The organism is Microbacterium sp. AC026 (assembly GCF_979258475.1).
On the sequence record NZ_OZ409857.1, the window covers coordinates 675,373 to 691,370 of the forward strand.

At 66.4% G+C, this 15,998-nt stretch carries 17 protein-coding genes, 1 tRNA gene, 1 other RNA gene and 1 pseudogene; 6 read left to right on the top strand and 14 right to left on the bottom strand.

Annotated elements, in window-relative coordinates:
• Positions 1–127: 127 nt before the first annotated feature.
• A tRNA-Lys gene (locus ACZZ93_RS03555) sits at positions 128–200 on the bottom strand.
• Between the two features lie 145 nt (positions 201–345).
• Between ACZZ93_RS03555 and hisN the strand changes: the two genes are divergently transcribed.
• Together hisN and ACZZ93_RS03565 are read left to right on the top strand one after the other, a co-directional pair.
• Positions 346–1,143 (top strand): histidinol-phosphatase, encoded by a 798-nt coding sequence (hisN, locus tag ACZZ93_RS03560; protein WP_053095850.1) that lies wholly within the window; start codon positions 346–348, stop codon positions 1,141–1,143.
• 21 nt (positions 1,144–1,164) lie between these two features.
• Complete coding sequence (locus tag ACZZ93_RS03565) at positions 1,165–1,728, top strand: hypothetical protein (RefSeq protein ID WP_056279038.1); 564 nt, start codon at positions 1,165–1,167, stop codon at positions 1,726–1,728.
• Between the two features lie 3 nt (positions 1,729–1,731).
• On the opposite strand, the gene ACZZ93_RS03570 is transcribed toward ACZZ93_RS03565, so the two are convergent.
• The gene (locus tag ACZZ93_RS03570) at positions 1,732–2,046 is read right to left on the bottom strand and encodes a DUF7882 family protein (protein ID WP_285362958.1); all 315 of its coding nucleotides are present in this window, start codon (positions 2,044–2,046) and stop codon (positions 1,732–1,734) included.
• Between the two features lie 88 nt (positions 2,047–2,134).
• Here ACZZ93_RS03570 and ACZZ93_RS03575 point away from each other — a divergent pair, with 88 nt between their 5' ends.
• Both ACZZ93_RS03575 and ACZZ93_RS03580 read left to right on the top strand, forming a co-directional pair.
• A complete protein-coding gene (locus tag ACZZ93_RS03575; protein WP_463510479.1) occupies positions 2,135–2,989 on the top strand; it encodes a transposase in 855 nt (284 codons plus the stop codon).
• A 125-nt stretch (positions 2,990–3,114) separates the two neighbouring features.
• Positions 3,115–4,479: a GmrSD restriction endonuclease domain-containing protein gene (locus tag ACZZ93_RS03580; RefSeq protein WP_463510480.1), complete on the top strand. Its 1,365-nt coding sequence runs from the start codon at positions 3,115–3,117 to the stop codon at positions 4,477–4,479.
• Positions 4,480–4,580: 101 nt separating this feature from the next.
• On the opposite strand, the gene ssrA is transcribed toward ACZZ93_RS03580, so the two are convergent.
• Positions 4,581–4,949: a transfer-messenger RNA gene (gene ssrA, locus ACZZ93_RS03585) on the bottom strand.
• A 131-nt stretch (positions 4,950–5,080) separates the two neighbouring features.
• Between ssrA and ACZZ93_RS03590 the strand changes: the two genes are divergently transcribed.
• Positions 5,081–5,752, top strand: coding sequence for an SIMPL domain-containing protein (locus tag ACZZ93_RS03590; RefSeq protein WP_053095846.1), 672 nt, complete (start codon positions 5,081–5,083; stop codon positions 5,750–5,752).
• A gap of 24 nt (positions 5,753–5,776) precedes the next feature.
• Here ACZZ93_RS03590 and hflX read toward each other — a convergent pair whose 3' ends face one another.
• A complete protein-coding gene (gene hflX / locus ACZZ93_RS03595; RefSeq protein ID WP_053095845.1) occupies positions 5,777–7,288 on the bottom strand; it encodes a GTPase HflX in 1,512 nt (503 codons plus the stop codon).
• 68 nt (positions 7,289–7,356) lie between these two features.
• Between hflX and ACZZ93_RS03600 the strand changes: the two genes are divergently transcribed.
• The gene (locus ACZZ93_RS03600) at positions 7,357–7,998 is read left to right on the top strand and encodes a class I SAM-dependent methyltransferase (RefSeq protein WP_053095844.1); all 642 of its coding nucleotides are present in this window, start codon (positions 7,357–7,359) and stop codon (positions 7,996–7,998) included.
• Positions 7,999–8,016: 18 nt separating this feature from the next.
• Here the strand turns inward: ACZZ93_RS03600 and ACZZ93_RS03605 are convergent, their stop codons facing one another.
• From ACZZ93_RS03605 to ACZZ93_RS03650, 10 genes and pseudogenes are all read right to left on the bottom strand, one after another.
• Positions 8,017–8,667 carry an HAD family hydrolase gene (locus ACZZ93_RS03605; protein WP_463510481.1) on the bottom strand — a complete coding sequence of 217 codons (651 nt, stop codon included), beginning with the start codon at positions 8,665–8,667 and terminating at the stop codon, positions 8,017–8,019.
• Positions 8,667–9,538, bottom strand: a pseudogene (dapF, locus tag ACZZ93_RS03610) (diaminopimelate epimerase). The gene ACZZ93_RS03605 and the pseudogene dapF overlap by 1 nt, the downstream one beginning before the upstream one ends.
• Positions 9,539–9,560: 22 nt before the next feature.
• Entirely contained in the window at positions 9,561–10,037 is a 477-nt protein-coding gene (locus tag ACZZ93_RS03615; RefSeq protein ID WP_463510482.1) for a GNAT family acetyltransferase, read from the bottom strand.
• Positions 10,030–10,557 (bottom strand): dihydrofolate reductase family protein, encoded by a 528-nt coding sequence (locus tag ACZZ93_RS03620; protein WP_463510483.1) that lies wholly within the window; start codon positions 10,555–10,557, stop codon positions 10,030–10,032. The genes ACZZ93_RS03615 and ACZZ93_RS03620 overlap by 8 nt, the downstream gene beginning before the upstream one ends.
• Before the next feature lie 58 nt (positions 10,558–10,615).
• Positions 10,616–11,554, bottom strand: a complete 939-nt coding sequence (miaA, locus tag ACZZ93_RS03625; protein ID WP_463511719.1) for a tRNA (adenosine(37)-N6)-dimethylallyltransferase MiaA — start codon at positions 11,552–11,554, stop codon at positions 10,616–10,618.
• 32 nt (positions 11,555–11,586) lie between these two features.
• The gene (gene miaB, locus ACZZ93_RS03630) at positions 11,587–13,134 is read right to left on the bottom strand and encodes a tRNA (N6-isopentenyl adenosine(37)-C2)-methylthiotransferase MiaB (RefSeq protein ID WP_463510484.1); all 1,548 of its coding nucleotides are present in this window, start codon (positions 13,132–13,134) and stop codon (positions 11,587–11,589) included.
• A gap of 86 nt (positions 13,135–13,220) precedes the next feature.
• The gene (locus ACZZ93_RS03635) at positions 13,221–13,709 is read right to left on the bottom strand and encodes a regulatory protein RecX (protein WP_463510485.1); all 489 of its coding nucleotides are present in this window, start codon (positions 13,707–13,709) and stop codon (positions 13,221–13,223) included.
• 395 nt (positions 13,710–14,104) lie between these two features.
• Positions 14,105–15,148, bottom strand: a complete 1,044-nt coding sequence (recA, locus tag ACZZ93_RS03640) for a recombinase RecA (protein WP_053095836.1) — start codon at positions 15,146–15,148, stop codon at positions 14,105–14,107.
• Positions 15,149–15,433: 285 nt separating this feature from the next.
• Positions 15,434–15,658, bottom strand: a complete 225-nt coding sequence (locus ACZZ93_RS03645) for a DUF3046 domain-containing protein (RefSeq protein WP_053095835.1) — start codon at positions 15,656–15,658, stop codon at positions 15,434–15,436.
• A 23-nt stretch (positions 15,659–15,681) separates the two neighbouring features.
• Positions 15,682–15,990, bottom strand: coding sequence for a helix-turn-helix domain-containing protein (locus tag ACZZ93_RS03650; RefSeq protein ID WP_042541772.1), 309 nt, complete (start codon positions 15,988–15,990; stop codon positions 15,682–15,684).
• Positions 15,991–15,998 lie beyond the last annotated feature (8 nt).

The following is a 15,998-nucleotide window of genomic DNA, read 5'->3' on the forward strand; positions in this document are numbered from 1 at the left end:
TTCACCCGTGCGCGCATCGCCACCCCTTAGCGTTTGCATCAAACTAGCGCACGGAAAGCGCTGTCGGCGGCATCACCGCGACGCAGAAAAGCCCCGATGACTGGCGAGAGTCATCGAGGCTGATCCGTGCACCCCCTCGGACTTGAACCGAGAACCCACTGATTAAGAGTCAGTTGCTCTGCCGATTGAGCTAGAGGTGCGTGGCGCGGTATTCCCCGGCCGAGGAATTACATTACCAGCCGATCGCCGCGGTGCGAAATCGAGTCGGGTCCCACGTGTTCGCCGCGCGTGTCGCCCCGTGTCACGAGCCCTCGGGTCCCCGGGCGGGGCGGTTATCCTGGAGATGTGACCGCCTCCCCCCGCGTCGACGACTTCTCTCGCGACCTCGCACTCGCCCTTCGACTCGCCGACGCCGCAGATGCGCAGTCGCTCCCCCGGTTCGACAGCTCCGACCTGGAGATCTCGACCAAAGCGGACAATTCGCATGTCACCGATGCGGACCTCGCCACCGAACGGGCGATCCGCGCCATCCTGTCGATCGAACGGCCCGACGACGGCATCTTCGGCGAGGAGTTCGGCGCTGAGGGCAGCACCCATCGGCAGTGGATCATCGATCCCATCGACGGCACCGCGAACTTCCTCCGCGGAGTGCCGCTGTGGGGCACGATGATCGCCCTCGCGGTCGACGGCGTACCGCAGGTCGGAGTGGTCAGCATGCCCGCGATCGGACGCCGCTGGTGGGCGGCGTCAGGGTCAGGGGCATGGACGGCGACGGATGCCGAACCGCGCCGCGTCTCGGCATCCTCCGTGTCGTCTCTCGACGACGCGAGCGTGAGCTTCCAGAGCATCACCCAGTGGGCTGAGTCCGGTCACCTCGACCAACTGCTGAAGCTGGCCGACCGGGTATGGCGCGACCGTGCCTACGGAGACATCTACGCCTACATGCTCCTGGCCGAGGGGCGGATCGACATGGTCGCGGAATTCGGCGTCAAGGAGTACGACGTCGCGGCCGCAGTCCCGATCGTGCGCGAGGCGGGCGGTCGGATGACCGGTTTCGACGGCGCAGAGACGATCTCCGACCTTTCGGCGCTGGCCACCAACGGCATCCTCCACGACGCGTTCCTCGCACTTCTGCACGACTGACCCCTGATGAAGGCACGCGCGATGAACCGCTTCACCTCCGCCGCACTCGGTGCGCTCCTGCTCACCGTCGCGCTCGTCTCCTGCGCAGCGACGCCCGAGGGAGCGCCGTCGCCCACCCCCGACTCGCCGAAGCCCTCCCCCACGGCGACTGCGGAGCCGGCAGCCACTCCCACACCCTCCGCGGCGGTGGAGCCAGCCTGCGACACGATCGTCTCGGCCGGAACCGTGCAGGCACTCACCGATCAGGGCTGGACCTTCGAGGAGAAGGAGTTCGTGGTGGGTGGCGTGACGCTCGCCGACGGGCTCCTCTGCTTCTGGGCCGACTACAGCGTCGCCTCAGATCACGGTCAGCTCTACGGGTGGTCGACGATCAGCGCTGAAGACGCCACTGCTGCACAGACCTCCCTCCTCGGAGAAGGCTGGACCCGCGAGGACGGGCCCGACGGCATCTACATCACCGAGAACCCGCAGTTCGCGATGGGCACCGACGAAGACGGCTACGGCATGACGTATCTGTTCGGCGACGGCTGGGTGAAGTTCGCGGACACGCGCCAGGGCCTCATCCTGATCGAGTGGGCCGGCTGACGCTCACTCGACCGGAGAATCGATCACCTCGTCGACGAGGAGGATGCCGCCTGTCGAGTTCACCGACTGCATCAGATCGTCGATCCACCGCGGGTTCAACTGAGGCTGCTCCGGCTCGTCGAAGGTGAAGCGCAGCGGGATGGACGGATGGATCCAGATGGTGGATCGTCCGCCGGGCTCTCCCTCGGGATGACGCCATGACAGGGTGAAGCTCTCCTGACGGCGGAGCTTGGTCGCGATGACGATCTTCAGATGCGCGAGTGCTCGATCCTCGATGTGGATCGGAACGTCCGACGCGCCATAGAACAGCGTTGCCATGCGAACCAGAATACTGGCACAGGTGGCTCGGAACGCGCATCTGACGTGGCAGGGAGGAGCTCATCCTGCGCGGTGTATCGTCGCACGCATGGACTCCCCGCTCGCTGACATCGCAGTGGAGCTGTACACGGGGTCACCTGCAGAGTTCGTGAGCGCACGCAACGCGCGCGCCGCCGAGGCCGACGACGCGGGCCTCGCCGCGCAGATTCGCGATCTGAAGAAGCCGTCGGTCGCCGCCTGGGTGGTCAACGTCTTCGCACACGAGCGCGCCGCGCAACTCGGAGAAGCGCTTCAACTCGCCGAAGAGCTCCGCGAAGCTCAGGCGGACCTGGATGCTCGCGCGCTCGCGCAGCTCGGTCGCAACCGCCGCGCCCTCACGAGCCGACTCGCGGCAGATGCCGCTGCGCTCGCTGAAGCGCGCGGACAGCGCGTCACGGCTTCGACGAGAGAGGCGGTTCAGCAGACCATCAGCGCGGCCTTCTTCGATCCGACTGCGGCCGCCGCCGTCGCCTCGGCGAGGCTCGTGCGCGAGCTGGAACCGGCCGGCACGTTCGCCGACATCGCCGACACCCTCGTGGGTGGAGGCGCACCCGCACCACCCGCGATCTCGCCCACACCCGTCGACGAGGTGCGGTCACGCAGAGAGCGACGGGACGCGGAACGGGCCGTCCGAGAAGCCCAGAAGGCTCACGACACTGCGGCACGCGAAGCGGCGACGGCCGACCGAGCACTCCGCGATGCTGCGGTGAGGATCGAAGCCCTCACACGTCGTGAGCGTGAACTCGAAGCCGACCTGGCGAAGGTCCGACATGAAGCGAAGCGCGCGCGAGAAGACGCCGAGGAGGCGGAGGCCGAACAGGAATCGCTCGCGCAGCGAGTGCGGGAGTCGGAAGAGCATCTCCGCTCCGCAGAGGACGCTCTCGACCGGCTCACCACCGGCTGACCACCGACGCGGGAGGACGTGTCAGCGGACGCACGCGCCGTCGAACGACCTCGACAGCGTACCGGTATTCTGTGTGTATCCTGAGCGCGAGGCTCCACGGCGGAGCCGATTTCACAGGGAGTGGCATGCGCAATCGGTTCCTGAGTGCCATCCTCGTCGCGACCGCGGTCGTCGCAGGCTCGCTCACTCCGTCAGCGGCGGTGGCAGCGCCTCCGCCATCGACGGAAAGGGTACCCGTCGGCACGCTCCTCGATCAGCTGCGTGTCGAGGCTCCGTCCACCGTGAAGTACAACCGCGACCTCTTCTTCGAAGGCGCGGATCTCGACGGGGACGGATGCCGCACCCGTCAGGAGGTGCTGCTCGAGGAGTCCGACATTCCGACGACCGTCACCGGCGCGTGCACCGTCACTGGAGGTCAGTGGTTCTCCTACTACGACAACGTCACGCACATCGACCCCGCCGCGATCGAGATGGATCACCTTGTCGCGCTCAAGGAAGCGTGGGCGTCCGGCGCGTGGGCCTGGACCGACGCGCAACGACAGAGCTACTCCAACGACCTCGACGACCAGCGCACCCTGACCATGGTCACCGCCGCCGTGAACACCGCGAAGGCCGACAAGGATCCTGCATCCTGGTTGCCTCCATACCGGCCGATGCGGTGCACCTATGTCTCCGAGTGGGTCGCGGTGAAGTGGCGGTGGAACCTGTCCGTCGACCCCGTCGAGAAGAGTGCCATCCAGACGCTCCTCCAAGAATGCGGCCCCCAGTGGGACGCCTGGATGCCGGCGACGCCCACCGTCGGACGGCCCTCCGCGCCGCCGATGCCAGACCCCGTCGGCGTGTACCGGTTCTGGAGCCCCGTCTACCAGGGGCACTTCTTCACCACTGACCCGACGGAGCGCGATCAGATCATCGCCCGTTGGCCGAATGTCTGGACCTACGAGGGGCAGCGGTACACCGCGTTCACGACTCGGGTCGCCGGAACCATCCCGCTCTACAGGTTCTGGAGCAGCACGTACTCGGGGCATTTCTACACCGCAGACCCCACCGAGCGCGCGGCTGTCATCGCCAAGTGGCCGAACATCTGGAAAGACGAAGGGATCGCGTACTACGTCTACCCGGCCGACTCCACGCAGGCCGGCACCGTTCCCGTCGCGCGGTTCTGGTCGAACTCCGCGGCTCATCACTTCTACACCGCGGACGCGGCCGAACGAGATGCAGTCCTCGCCAAGTGGTGGCGGGTGTGGATCTACGAAGGCGACAACTTCCGAGTACCGTCCTCAGGCATCCCCGTCCCTCAGCCGCCTCAGCAACCTCAACCGCCTCAGCAACCGGGGGACCCCGGGGACACGCGGAATTGCACGGACTTCGCGAACTACGCTGCAGCGAAGGAATGGTTCGACCGGTTCTACCCCTACTACGGCGACGTCGCAAAGCTCGACATCGACAACGACGGCATCCCCTGCGAGACCCTGCCTGGCGCGCCTTAGGCCGAGTCTGAGCCGCGTCGATTCCCGATCACGCATACAAAGGCCCGCCTCCCTAGTGATCATCACCAGGGAGGCGGGCCTTCTTGCTTGTGACAGCGACGTGGTGGAGCTGGGGGAATCGAACCCCCGTCCAACGCTGAGTCTCCACGCCTTCTCCGGGCGCAGTCTGTGAAGACGTTCTGCTCGGCTCCGACCTTTGTCACAGACACCTAAGTCGACGAGCCCAGCCTGGGAAGAGTCCCACGTGACGTCCAGACGCCATCACGCAGCAAGATTCCTAAATGACGCCAGGATCCGTATCGGAATCACATACGGCCTGACGGACTATCGGGCTCGCTTATGCAGCGAGGGCGAAGTCGTTGCGCTTGGTTTCGGCAACTATTTTTTTGCAGAGAGCGTTTACGAGATAACTCTGCATCCTCGGCCCGCTTCTCGTGGATTCACAGGCGCTGTCGAAACCGATCAGCCCCGTGGTCCTTCTCTCGAAGGAGCCGCTGTCACTCTGTGTACTTATCATCCCGGGAACCGGAGTCCCCGAGCCTCACAGACTACAACGTTCGCGAGGCCTTCGCCATTCCATGCCCTGGCGTAGAGTCACGACATGAGCGAAGTCACCGTCACCGTCCGCGGCGAGCACGAGGCGCGAGTTGCGCCCGAGCGCGCCACCATCCACGTCAGTGTCCGCGCAGACGGCGCCGACCGCGCAGGAGTGGTCGATAGCGTGATGCATCTCACCGAGCCGGTGCGCGAGAGCATCACCGCGCGGCTGGACACGGGCATCGTGGTCGACTGGTCCAGCAAGCGGTTGTCCGTGCGCGCCGAGCGCCCGTGGAACTCGGAGGGCACGCAGCTCGCGCCCGTTCACTACGCCGGCGTGGATCTGACTGCGACGTTCGCCGAAGCCTCGGCGCTCTCGCTCTGGGTGTCCGAGGTCTCGGCATGGGACGGTGTCGAGGTCGGCTGGGTCGACTGGCACCTCACCGCCGAGACGAGGTCCCGGGTCGAACGGGAGGTCGCGGCGCAGGCCGTCGGAGCGGCCGTGACTCGCGCGCAGGCATACGCCACAGCGCTCGGACTCGGTTCCGTCGTTCCCGTCGAGATCGCCGATGTCGGGCTGATCGCCCCCGCACCCGTTCAGCCGCTCGCGGGCATGCCCAAGATGCGCGGGGCGATGATGCAGGAGTCCCAGGACGTGGGCGGGCCGTCGATGGACTACGAACCCGACGAGATCGTCATCTCCGCAACGGTCGAGGCGCGATTCGTCGCGCGCTGAACCGCGCACCGCACCGCAAAGCGGTCAGGCGTCGATCGCGAACGGCGCCAGATCGGCGGCGAGTCGCTCCGACACACGCGCGTGCACGACTGTGCCCTGCTCGCTGTGGTCCACCGCCAGCAGCATCCCTGTCTCGTGGATCGCCGCGACCAGATCACCCCTGTCATAGGGAACGACCGCGTGCACCTCCACGGCCGGCTTCGGAAGCGCCTCTTCGATCGCCGCTCGAAGCTCTTCGATGCCCTCGCCCGACCGGGATGAGACGAAATGCGCCGTGGGCTCGAGGCCTCGCAGCACGAGACGCTCGTCGTCGTCGATCAGATCGGCCTTGTTGAACACCACGAGCTCGGGCATATCACGCACACCGACGTCGCCCATGACGTCCCGCACGGTCTGCAGTTGACCGGCGGGATCGGGGTGAGATCCGTCAACGACGTGCAGCACGACGTCGGCGTCGCCGACCTCTTCCAACGTGGATCGGAAAGCCTCGACGAGCTGGTGCGGAAGGTTGCGGACGAAGCCGACGGTGTCCGTCAGCGTGTACACACGCCCGTCCGACGTCTCCGAGCGGCGGACCGTCGCATCCAGCGTCGCGAACAGTGCGTTCTCCACGAGCACCCCTGCGCTCGTGAGAGCGTTGAGAAGGCTCGACTTGCCGGCGTTGGTGTATCCGGCGATGGCCACGGAAGGAATCGTGTTGCGCTTGCGCTCGGCACGCTTGGCCTCTCGCGCCGGGCCGAAGTCACGGATCTGCCGACGAAGGAGCGCCATCTTGGTGCGGATGCGGCGACGGTCGAGCTCGATCTTCGTCTCACCGGGGCCACGGGAGCCCATTCCGGCACCACCGGCACCGACCTGGCCACCCGCCTGACGGCTCATCGAGTCACCCCAGCCGCGCAGGCGCGGCAGGAGGTACTCGAGCTGCGCGAGTTCGACCTGGGCTTTGCCCTCACGGCTCTTGGCGTGCTGGCTGAAGATGTCGAGGATGACGGTGGTGCGGTCGATGACCTTGACCTTGACCACGTCCTCGAGAGCTCGTCGCTGGCTGGGGGCGAGTTCCGTGTCGGCGATCACGGTGTCCGCGCCCGTGGCCGCCACGATGTCCTTCAGCTCCTGCGCCTTGCCGCGCCCGATGTAGGTCGCGGCGTCCGGGTGCGGTCGCCTCTGCAGAACGCCATCGAGGACGACGGCTCCTGCGGTCTCCGCGAGGGCTGCGAGTTCGCGGAGCGAGTTCTCCGCGTCTTCCTGAGCGCCCTGCGGATACACGCCGACCAGCACCACGTTCTCGAGTCGGAGCTGGCGGTACTCGACCTCCGTGACGTCTTCGAGTTCTGTGGAGAGACCGCCGACGCGCCGCAGCGCATGACGATCCTCGAGGTCCCACTGGTCGCCGTCCGAGAACGCGTGTGACGCGGTGGACTGGTCCTGCAGCGCCTGAGCGGCGCCGAAGACTCGTGCCTCCGTCCGCTTCTCCGCATTCGCGAGAACGCGATCGACTGCTTCGTCACCTGTGGAGTGTGTGCTGGTCTCCGTCATCCGTCCCTTATCTCTGGGTTTTGTTGCGAGCCTTAACCTTAGCCCGCGCTGTCCGCTACGCTCACGGTATGGGGTCCGACCATTACTTCACCGCGGCCCCGGCAAGCCCCGAGAACCTGCGATCGATCCGTGTGACGCTCGCAGGCCGAGAGCTGGACGTCACCACTGCTGGCGGCGTCTTCAGCCCGGATCGGCTGGATGCCGGTACTGCCGTCCTTCTCGCAAACACGCCTCCGGTTCCGCCGGGAGGCCATCTTCTCGACCTCGGAAGCGGGTGGGGACCGGTCACGCTGTCGATGGCATTGGCCGCGCCCCATGCGACCGTATGGGCGGTCGATGTGAACGAGCGGGCTCTGGATCTCGTGCGTCGCAACGCCGCGGCTCATGGTCTCAAGAATGTCAACGCCTCACTGCCCGAGGATGTTCCCGCTGACGTGACTTTCCGCTCGATCCGCTCGAATCCTCCGATCCGCGTCGGCAAGAACGAGCTTCACGGCCTGCTCGAGAAGTGGATCCCCCGCCTCGACGAGCGCAGCGACGCGTGGCTCGTCGTGCAGCGCAACCTCGGCGCGGATTCGCTGCAACGGTGGATCGGCTCGACGTTCCATCCTGGTTTCAGCGTGCACCGCACCGCGACCTCCAAGGGCTATCGCATCCTCAAGGTGCGCAAGCACGGCACCCCACCCACCGAGCCGATCGCTCTCGTCTGACGTCTCGCCGCAGCGACATCAGCGACCGAGAAGGTCGGGAAGGTCGCGCATGTCGGCGAACACGACGGCTCCTTCCTGTTCGAGCCACTCGGCTGGGGTGAGCCCGCCGGCGTAGCCGTATACCCGCATCCCGGCGGATCGAGCGGCGCGGACGCCGAACCGGCTGTCCTCGACGACCGCGCAGTGTTCGGGGTGCACCCCGAGCCGATCTGCGGCGTGCAGAAAGAGATCCGGGGCGGGCTTACCGACGACCACGTCATCCACGCTGAAGATCCTTCCCTCGAATCGCGGAAGGAGACCGGTCATCCCGAGCGTTCTCCGGATCTTCGCATGGGTACCGCTCGAAGCCACGCACGTGGCCGTCACGATCTCGTCGAGTGCGCGCTCGACGCCGTCCACCGCGATCAGCTCAGCGAAGGCAGCGACGTACCACGGCTGATAGGTCGCCTCCCAGTCATCGCGAAGCGGGCTCCCGAGGAACGACTCGATCTCCGAGCGGAAGTAGGCGGCAGAACGTCCGACGAACCGGTGCACGATCTCGTCCGAGGACAGTTCCCACCCGAGATCGGCGAGCACCCGCCGGTCCACCTCGATCGAGAGCCGCTCGCTGTCGACGAGGACTCCGTCGCAGTCGAAGATGACCAGATCGAGCGGACCGGTCGCGCCCATCAGATCAGGTCGACCTCGCCGCTGAACACGAGCTGCGCGGGGCCGGACAGCGCGACGTGCTCGCCGTCCTCCGCGGGGAACATGCGCACGCCGAGCGTGCCACCCGGCACCTCGACCCGCCAGTTGTCGGGCGCCTTCGCACCTGCCCAGTAGCGCACCGCCAGAGCTGTGGCCGCCACACCCGTGCCACAGCTGAGAGTCTCCCCACACCGCGCTCGGAGACGCGCATCGAGACGTGCCCGATCCCGTCCCGCACAAGCGGCTCACCCGGGACGACGAACTCGACGTTCGCACCCGCGGGCGGGGTGGGTTCGAGCACCGGAGCACGGTGGAGTTCGAGTGAGGCGAGTTCCGCCTCGGATGCGAGGGCGACCACCACATGAGGATTCCCGACGTCGATGCCCAGCCCCGGGCGCGTGACGGGGAGCCCGTCCGCCGTGACAAGAGGGTCGTCGCCGGAGAGCTTCCACAGGCCGAGATCCACCTGATATCCCGTCTCACTGCGGGTCACGTCGCGCACGCCCGCTCGGGTTCCGATCGGGAGCGTCGAGCCGGGCTGGATCGTGGCTAGCCCGGAGCGCACGAGATAGTGCGCGAAGACGCGGATGCCGTTGCCGCACATCTCGGCGATCGATCCGTCGGCGTTGCGGTAGTCCATGAACCATTCAGCTGCCGGCTCCTCAGCGAGTGACGCCCGCCCGTCCACGATCGCTGCAGAGCGCACGACACGAAGGATGCCGTCGGCTCCGATGCCGCGGTGCCGGTCACAGAGCACTGCGACCTGTTCCGAGCTGAGTTCCAGTGAGCCGTCGGGGTCGGCGATGATCACGAAATCGTTGCCCGTACCGTGCCCTTTGGTGAATGCGACCATTCGTCCAGTCTAGAGATCTCGGCTAGGCGTCGACGATCAGGCGTCTGCCCGTGTTCGACACGGAGAATCGTTCGTAGCCCAGGTCGTCGTAGAAACCGAGGACGCCTTCGTTCCCCTCCCTGACCATGAGCTGCACCTTCGGGCAGCCCATGGCGACGAGAAGCCGTTCGGCCTCGTGCACGAGTGCTCGCGCGATCCCCCGCTGGCGGTGCGACTTGGCGGTCGCCAGGTAGTAGAGCCAGCCGCGGTGGCCGTCGTAGCCGGCCATGACCGTCCCGAGGATCGATGCTGAGCTCGATTCGGGCTCGGCGCTCTCGACGACCAGAAACAGCTCCGGCTGCACCGTGAGCTTGCGCTCGATGTCGAGCCGCGGATCGTTCCACGGGCGCGTGAGCCCGGCCTCGTCCCAGAGCGCGACAACCGCCTCGGTGTCCGCCCGATCGAACGCCCGGACCGGCCAGCTCTCGACTGCGCGCCGAGGAGCTGACGCCTCAGCCACGGCGCACGCGGTAACGCCCGCACATGAAGTTGCGGTTGCGAGCCACGTCGAGAAGCTCGAGGTCCAGCATCCGCGGCAACAGGGGCGCCCCGGATCCGAGAGTGACCGGCGCGTACTGCACCCACACCTCATCGAGAAGACCCGCATCCGCGAACTGCCCGGCCAGGTCTCCGCCGCCGACGACCCACAGATCCTTGCCGCCGGCGGCAGCGACCATCTCGGAGTGAACGGCGGTCACATCGCCCTGAGCCTTGCGGACGTCGGCGCCGACGGGAATCTCGAGCTCCCTGTGCGTGAACACCCAGGTCGGCTGCTCGTAGCCCCAGCGCCCTTCTTCGTGCTGCATGACCCAGTTGTAGGTCGATGCCCCCATGGCCAGCGCCCCGATCGTCTTCTCGAACGCCCCATAGGACATCGGTCCTTCGGCGTCGATGTCCTGCTTGAGGAGCCAATCGAGGGAGTGCTGGTCAGTCGCGATGAAACCGTCGAGGCTGCTCGCCGTGTAGAAGTGGGTGGCCATGCATCCACCTTCTCATCGGTCACCGACATCGCGCGATGGCGGTGAGGGAGATGTCGACTCAGGACTCGACGAGTGCCGTCGCGTCGACCGGGGGTTCGTGCCAGGTGAGACCCGGATACCGCTTGAACCAGGACACCTGACGTCGGGCATACCGACGCGTGAGGGCCTGCGTCTCGGCGATCGCCTCGTCTTGACTGAGCCGCCCGTCGATCTGCCCCAGAGCCTGGGAGTAGCCGATGGCACGCTGCGCAGTGACGCCATCCTCGAGCCCTTGCCGCCGGAGCCCCGCCACCTCGTCGACGAGGCCTGCACGCCACATCTGTTCGACCCGTGCGTCGAGCCGTTCGACGAGGACGCTGCGCTCGACATGGAGACCGATCAGTCGGGTGTCCGCCTGCCAGAGCGACGGCTGTTCCGGCAGAGCGGCACCGTGCGTGGCGCTGCCCTGCTCGAGCACCTCGAGGGCGCGGATCACCCGTCTCCCGTTGTGGGGGTCGACGCGCGCCGCCGTGGCCGGGTCGAGCGCTCTCAGCCGGTCGAGCATCGCCCCCGCACCCTCGTCCTCGAGCTCGCGTTCGAGCCGAGCGCGGATGACCGGGTCGCGCGGCGGGAAGGCGAAGTCGAAGACGACGCTGGAGACGTAGAGCCCGGAGCCGCCGACGAGGATGGCGTTAGCACCACGGCGCTGGATATCGATGATCACGGAGCGCGCAAGAGGCTGATACCAGGCGACCGCCGCTTCCTCGTCGACCTCGCGCACGTCGAAGAGGTGGTGCGGAATGCCGCGTCGGTCAGCGGCGGCGAGCTTCGCCGTGCCGATGTCCATTCCGCGGTAGAGCTGCATCGCATCGGCGTTCACGATCTCGGCTGCGTTGCCCCGCCGGCGTAGCGCCTCGGCGAGATCGAGCGCGAGATCGCTCTTGCCCGTCCCCGTCGCGCCGACGACTGCCCAGAGCCGCGGCGCATCGTGCGTGCCGCCCGGCTCCGTACCCGTCATCCCTTGGATACCGGCTTCGTCGCGAGCAGCGGTCACCTGCCGACGCGCAGCGTCGGCAGGCCGAGAGACACCGCCCGCGTGCCGTCGGGCGCCGCAGGCGCCGGCACGGCGCACGATTCCGCCTGGGCGCGATCCCACGCGTCCCCGCCGCGCGTGCGACGGATCTTGAGCGAGGAGCCCGTCGGGTCATCGGCGAGCAGGTGGAACGGAGCCGCATGGGTGATGGTCACCGAGACGACGTCACCGGGCCGGGGAACAGCCGACCCCGGGGTCACCTCGAAGTGCACGAGGCGGTTGTCCTCTCCCCGGCCGGTCAGCCTATGCGTCTCGGCGTCCTTCTTGCCCTCGCCCGTCGAGACGAGGACCTCGACCTCGCGGCCGATCTGCTTCTGGTTCTCTTCGAGCGAGATGCGCTCCTGCAGCGCGATGAGCCGGTTGTAGCGTTCCTGCACGACGGCCTTCGGAACCTGGTCTTCCATGGTCGCCGCCGGTGTGCCCTCACGGATCGAGTACTGGAAGGTGAAGGCGCTCGAGAAGCGGGCCTGTTCGACCACCCGCATCGTGTCCTCGAAGTCCGCCTCGGTCTCACCGGGGAACCCGACGATGATGTCGGTGGTGATCGCGGCATGCGGAATGCGATCACGGACGCGGTCGAGGATTCCGAGGAACCTCTCACTGCGATAGGAACGACGCATGGACTTGAGGATGCGATCGCTGCCGGACTGCAGCGGCATGTGAAGCTGCGGCATCACAGTGGGAGTCTCAGCCATCGCGTCGATCACGTCGTCGGTGAACGCAGCCGGGTGAGGACTCGTGAAGCGAATGCGCTCGAGTCCTTCGATCTCGCCCGCCGCGCGCAGGAGCTTGCCGAATGCCTGGCGATCGCCGAACTCCACGCCGTAGGAGTTGACGTTCTGTCCGAGGAGGGTGACCTCGATGGCACCGTCCTCCACGAGGAGGCGGATCTCGTTCAGGATGTCACCCGGACGGCGGTCCTTCTCCTTGCCGCGAAGGCTCGGAACGATGCAGAAGGTGCACGTGTTGTTGCATCCGACCGAGATGGACACCCACCCGCTGTGCGCAGAGTCGCGCTTGGTCGGGAGCGTCGAGGGAAACACCTCGAGCGACTCGAGGATCTCCAGCTCGGCGTCACCGTTGTGTCGCGCTCTCTCGAGAAGGCCGGGAAGCGACCCCATGTTGTGCGTGCCGAAGACCACATCGACCCATGGGGCCTTGTCGAGAACCGCTTGCTTGTCCATCTGGGCGAGACAGCCCCCGACGGCGATCTGCATGCCGTCCTTGCGGCGCTTCACCGAAGCGAGCTGACCGAGGGTCCCGTAGAGCTTGCCCGCGGCATTGTCGCGAACTGCGCACGTGTTGATGATCACGACATCGGCCTCGGCGCCGTCCGTGGCTCGGACGTATCCCGCACTTTCGAGCGAGCCCGAGAGACGTTCGGAATCGTGGACGTTCATCTGGCAGCCGAAGGTGCGGACCTCGTACGAACGCTGGCGCCCGTCACGGTCGATTGCGGCTGACGACGACGCGATGATCGTCGGTTCACTGCGCGGGATAGTCATGATCTCCCCATTGTACGAGCGGTTCCCCCTCGCTGCCGCTGCCGCTGACCGGCCGGCGCCGGGCGAGGTGCGCGCCCTCCCCGGTGTCAGTCCGAATCGACGAATCGGACCCGCGACGAGGAAGAGCCGGAAGAACCCTCGGCGAGGGCCGTCTTCGCAGCCGTCATCGCGACAGAACCGTTGTACCCGCGACGTGATAGCTGACCGACGAGGCGTCTCAGAGCAGTATCCGGGTCGAGGCGGGACATCGATCGTGCTTTCGAGCGAGCGTACTCGAGTGCACGCTCCGCGTCGTCGTCGGGAACGTCGCCCAATGCCGCGTCGATCACATCGCGGGGAATCCCCCGCTGCGAGAGCGCTCGCGACAGAGCGACCCGTCCCTGTCCTTTTCGCTCGATTCCCGACATCACGAGCTGATCGGCGAGAACCGCGTCATCGAGGTAGCCGCGGCGACAGAAGTCGTCGATCACGTCGTCGATCGATCCGGAGTCGAGCCGGACGCCGTTCTCTTCGTAGCCCTTGAGCACCATCCGCGCCTCGGACAAAGAGAGCGATCGAGCCCTCAGCTTGCGCACGAGAAGCTCCTCGGCGTCGACACGCAGCTTCGACGGATCGACTCCGCTCTCATCTGCTGAGTCGTCGTCGTGTGGTTGCAGTGCACGCAATCGGGGTGCAGACCGAGCCGCAGCGCCTCGAGCAGGATGCCGTTCGCTGGGCCCACGAGAGTCGACGAGTGGAGCTGGAGCCGAGTCGCCGGTGGATGCGACTCCCACCGCCGTCGATTCCACGAGGCCTGCGTCTTCCGCGGCGCGGGGGTGACTGCATCGGACCCGGCAGTACTTCGATCGACCGGCTTCATCCGCGCGGAATCGCGGCCGAACAGAGGGATGATGGGGGCGAGCTCCTGAGGCTCGCCCCCGCCATCACTCATGGTTCACTCCGGTTGCGCCACAACCGCGAACCATCACGATCATGCCGGGCGGCGCTCGGCGAGCTCGTCAGCAGGTGCCTCGGTGGCTCCTCCGATGCCGAGCTTCTGCTTGATCTGGGTCTCGATCGCCAGCGCGATGTCGGGGTTCTTGAGCAGGAACGTTCGCGCGTTCTCCTTGCCCTGTCCCAGCTGATCACCGTCATAGGTGTACCAGGACCCGGACTTCTTGACGATGCCGTGCTCCACACCGAAGTCGATCAGGCTGCCCTCACGGGAGATGCCGACGCCGTAGAGGATGTCGAACTCAGCCTGCTTGAACGGCGGAGCCATCTTGTTCTTCACGACCTTGACCCTCGTACGGTTTCCGACTGCGTCGGTGCCGTCCTTCAGCGTCTCGATTCGGCGGATGTCCATTCGGACGGACGCGTAGAACTTCAGCGCCTTTCCACCCGCGGTGGTCTCCGGCGAGCCGAAGAAGACACCGATCTTCTCTCGCAGCTGGTTGATGAAGATCATCGTGGTGTTCGTCTGGTTGAGCCCACCGGTGAGCTTTCGCAGCGCCTGAGACATCAGACGAGCCTGCAGACCCACGTGGGAGTCACCCATCTCGCCCTCGATCTCGGCTCGAGGCACGAGCGCGGCCACAGAGTCGATGACGATCAGGTCGATCGCCCCGGAGCGGACGAGCATGTCCGCGATCTCGAGCGCCTGCTCACCCGTGTCGGGCTGCGAGACGAGAAGGGCGTCGATGTCGACACCGAGCTTCGCGGCGTAGTCAGGGTCGAGCGCGTGCTCGGCGTCGATGAAGGCAGCGATTCCGCCGGCGCGCTGAGCGTTGGCGATCGCGTGGAGGGTGAGCGTCGTCTTACCCGACGACTCAGGACCGTAGATCTCGACGATTCGTCCACGCGGCAGTCCTCCGACGCCGAGGGCGACATCGAGAGCGATGGAACCGGTCGGAATGACGGCGACAGGCGCACGCTCGTCGCTGCCCAGTCTCATGACCGAGCCCTTTCCGAACTGACGATCGATCTGGGCGAGGGCGGTCTCGAGGGACTTCTCGCGGTCAGCGGGTGATGGCATGACGTGCTCCTTATGCTCGCGTGGTGCCGCCTGTAGGCTGTCGCGGTCCTCCCGGCTGGGCGGAACTCTCCGACAAGGCGTATGGCTCTTCGGCTTGTTCTTCACCGTAAGAGGAGCCTCCGACATTGCGTCGTCAGCACCGCGAAACAGGGAGAGAAACGTCTCTGAACCACTTGTGCAGAAGACTACGCCGGTTTCGAACACATATTCGACGACACGCCGTCGCGGCGTGTCGCAAATCGAAACCGCCTCGAACGCGGCCCTCGCCGCGAACACCTCAGAGGGTCATCGCTTGCGCGGCTCCAGACGACCTGCACCGTGTCGCCGCTCCAGGGGGACATCCGTCTCGGCGCACAGCGCCAGCCAGATCTCGCGCGGTGCGACGCCAGCGTCCAGCGCTTCGTCGGCAGTGCGCCCGGCGAGCTGAGTCAGAACGAGGTCGCTGATCAGAGATGACCCGCGACCGCCGAATTCCGCATCGACTGCGCGGAGGAACTCACTACGTCGCATCAGAGGCTATGAGAGTCCGACGTTCAGTGGAGCGACAGCTCGGGCTCGACAGAAGCCACGAGATCGTCCGGAACGACATCAGGGAAGACCTGAATGCCTTCGAGGACCGAGATCCGGTCGCCGACCTCGCGCATGATGATCGAGATGGGAACATCCAGAGCGTCAGCCACCGAGGCGAGAATCTCACTCGATGCTTCCTTCTGGCCCCGCTCGACCTCGCTGAGATAGCCCAGCGCCACAGAAGCCTTGCTTGCAACCTGCCGGAGCGTCCGCCCCTTCTGCAGGCGGAAGTCCCTCAGCACATCGCCGATTTCCTGTCGTACAAGAATCATCGGAACCT

Excerpts from the sequence above, each read along its gene's own strand:
- miaB (WP_463510484.1), bottom strand. The coding sequence starts at position 13,134 with ATGACTATCCCGCGCAGTGAACCGACGATCATCGCGTCGTCGTCAGCC.
- ACZZ93_RS03570 (WP_285362958.1), bottom strand. The coding sequence starts at position 2,046 with ATGGCAACGCTGTTCTATGGCGCGTCGGACGTTCCGATCCACATCGAG.
- ACZZ93_RS03575 (WP_463510479.1), top strand. The coding sequence starts at position 2,135 with ATGGACTCCCCGCTCGCTGACATCGCAGTGGAGCTGTACACGGGGTCA.
- ACZZ93_RS03605 (WP_463510481.1), bottom strand. The coding sequence starts at position 8,667 with ATGGGCGCGACCGGTCCGCTCGATCTGGTCATCTTCGACTGCGACGGA.
- ACZZ93_RS03580 (WP_463510480.1), top strand. The coding sequence starts at position 3,115 with ATGCGCAATCGGTTCCTGAGTGCCATCCTCGTCGCGACCGCGGTCGTC.
- ACZZ93_RS03600 (WP_053095844.1), top strand. The coding sequence starts at position 7,357 with ATGGGGTCCGACCATTACTTCACCGCGGCCCCGGCAAGCCCCGAGAAC.
- ACZZ93_RS03650 (WP_042541772.1), bottom strand. The coding sequence starts at position 15,990 with ATGATTCTTGTACGACAGGAAATCGGCGATGTGCTGAGGGACTTCCGC.
- miaA (WP_463511719.1), bottom strand. The coding sequence starts at position 11,554 with ATGACGGGTACGGAGCCGGGCGGCACGCACGATGCGCCGCGGCTCTGG.
- ACZZ93_RS03565 (WP_056279038.1), top strand. The coding sequence starts at position 1,165 with ATGAACCGCTTCACCTCCGCCGCACTCGGTGCGCTCCTGCTCACCGTC.
- ACZZ93_RS03645 (WP_053095835.1), bottom strand. The coding sequence starts at position 15,658 with ATGCGACGTAGTGAGTTCCTCCGCGCAGTCGATGCGGAATTCGGCGGT.
- ACZZ93_RS03590 (WP_053095846.1), top strand. The coding sequence starts at position 5,081 with ATGAGCGAAGTCACCGTCACCGTCCGCGGCGAGCACGAGGCGCGAGTT.
- ACZZ93_RS03620 (WP_463510483.1), bottom strand. The coding sequence starts at position 10,557 with ATGGCCACCCACTTCTACACGGCGAGCAGCCTCGACGGTTTCATCGCG.
- recA (WP_053095836.1), bottom strand. The coding sequence starts at position 15,148 with ATGCCATCACCCGCTGACCGCGAGAAGTCCCTCGAGACCGCCCTCGCC.
- hflX (WP_053095845.1), bottom strand. The coding sequence starts at position 7,288 with ATGACGGAGACCAGCACACACTCCACAGGTGACGAAGCAGTCGATCGC.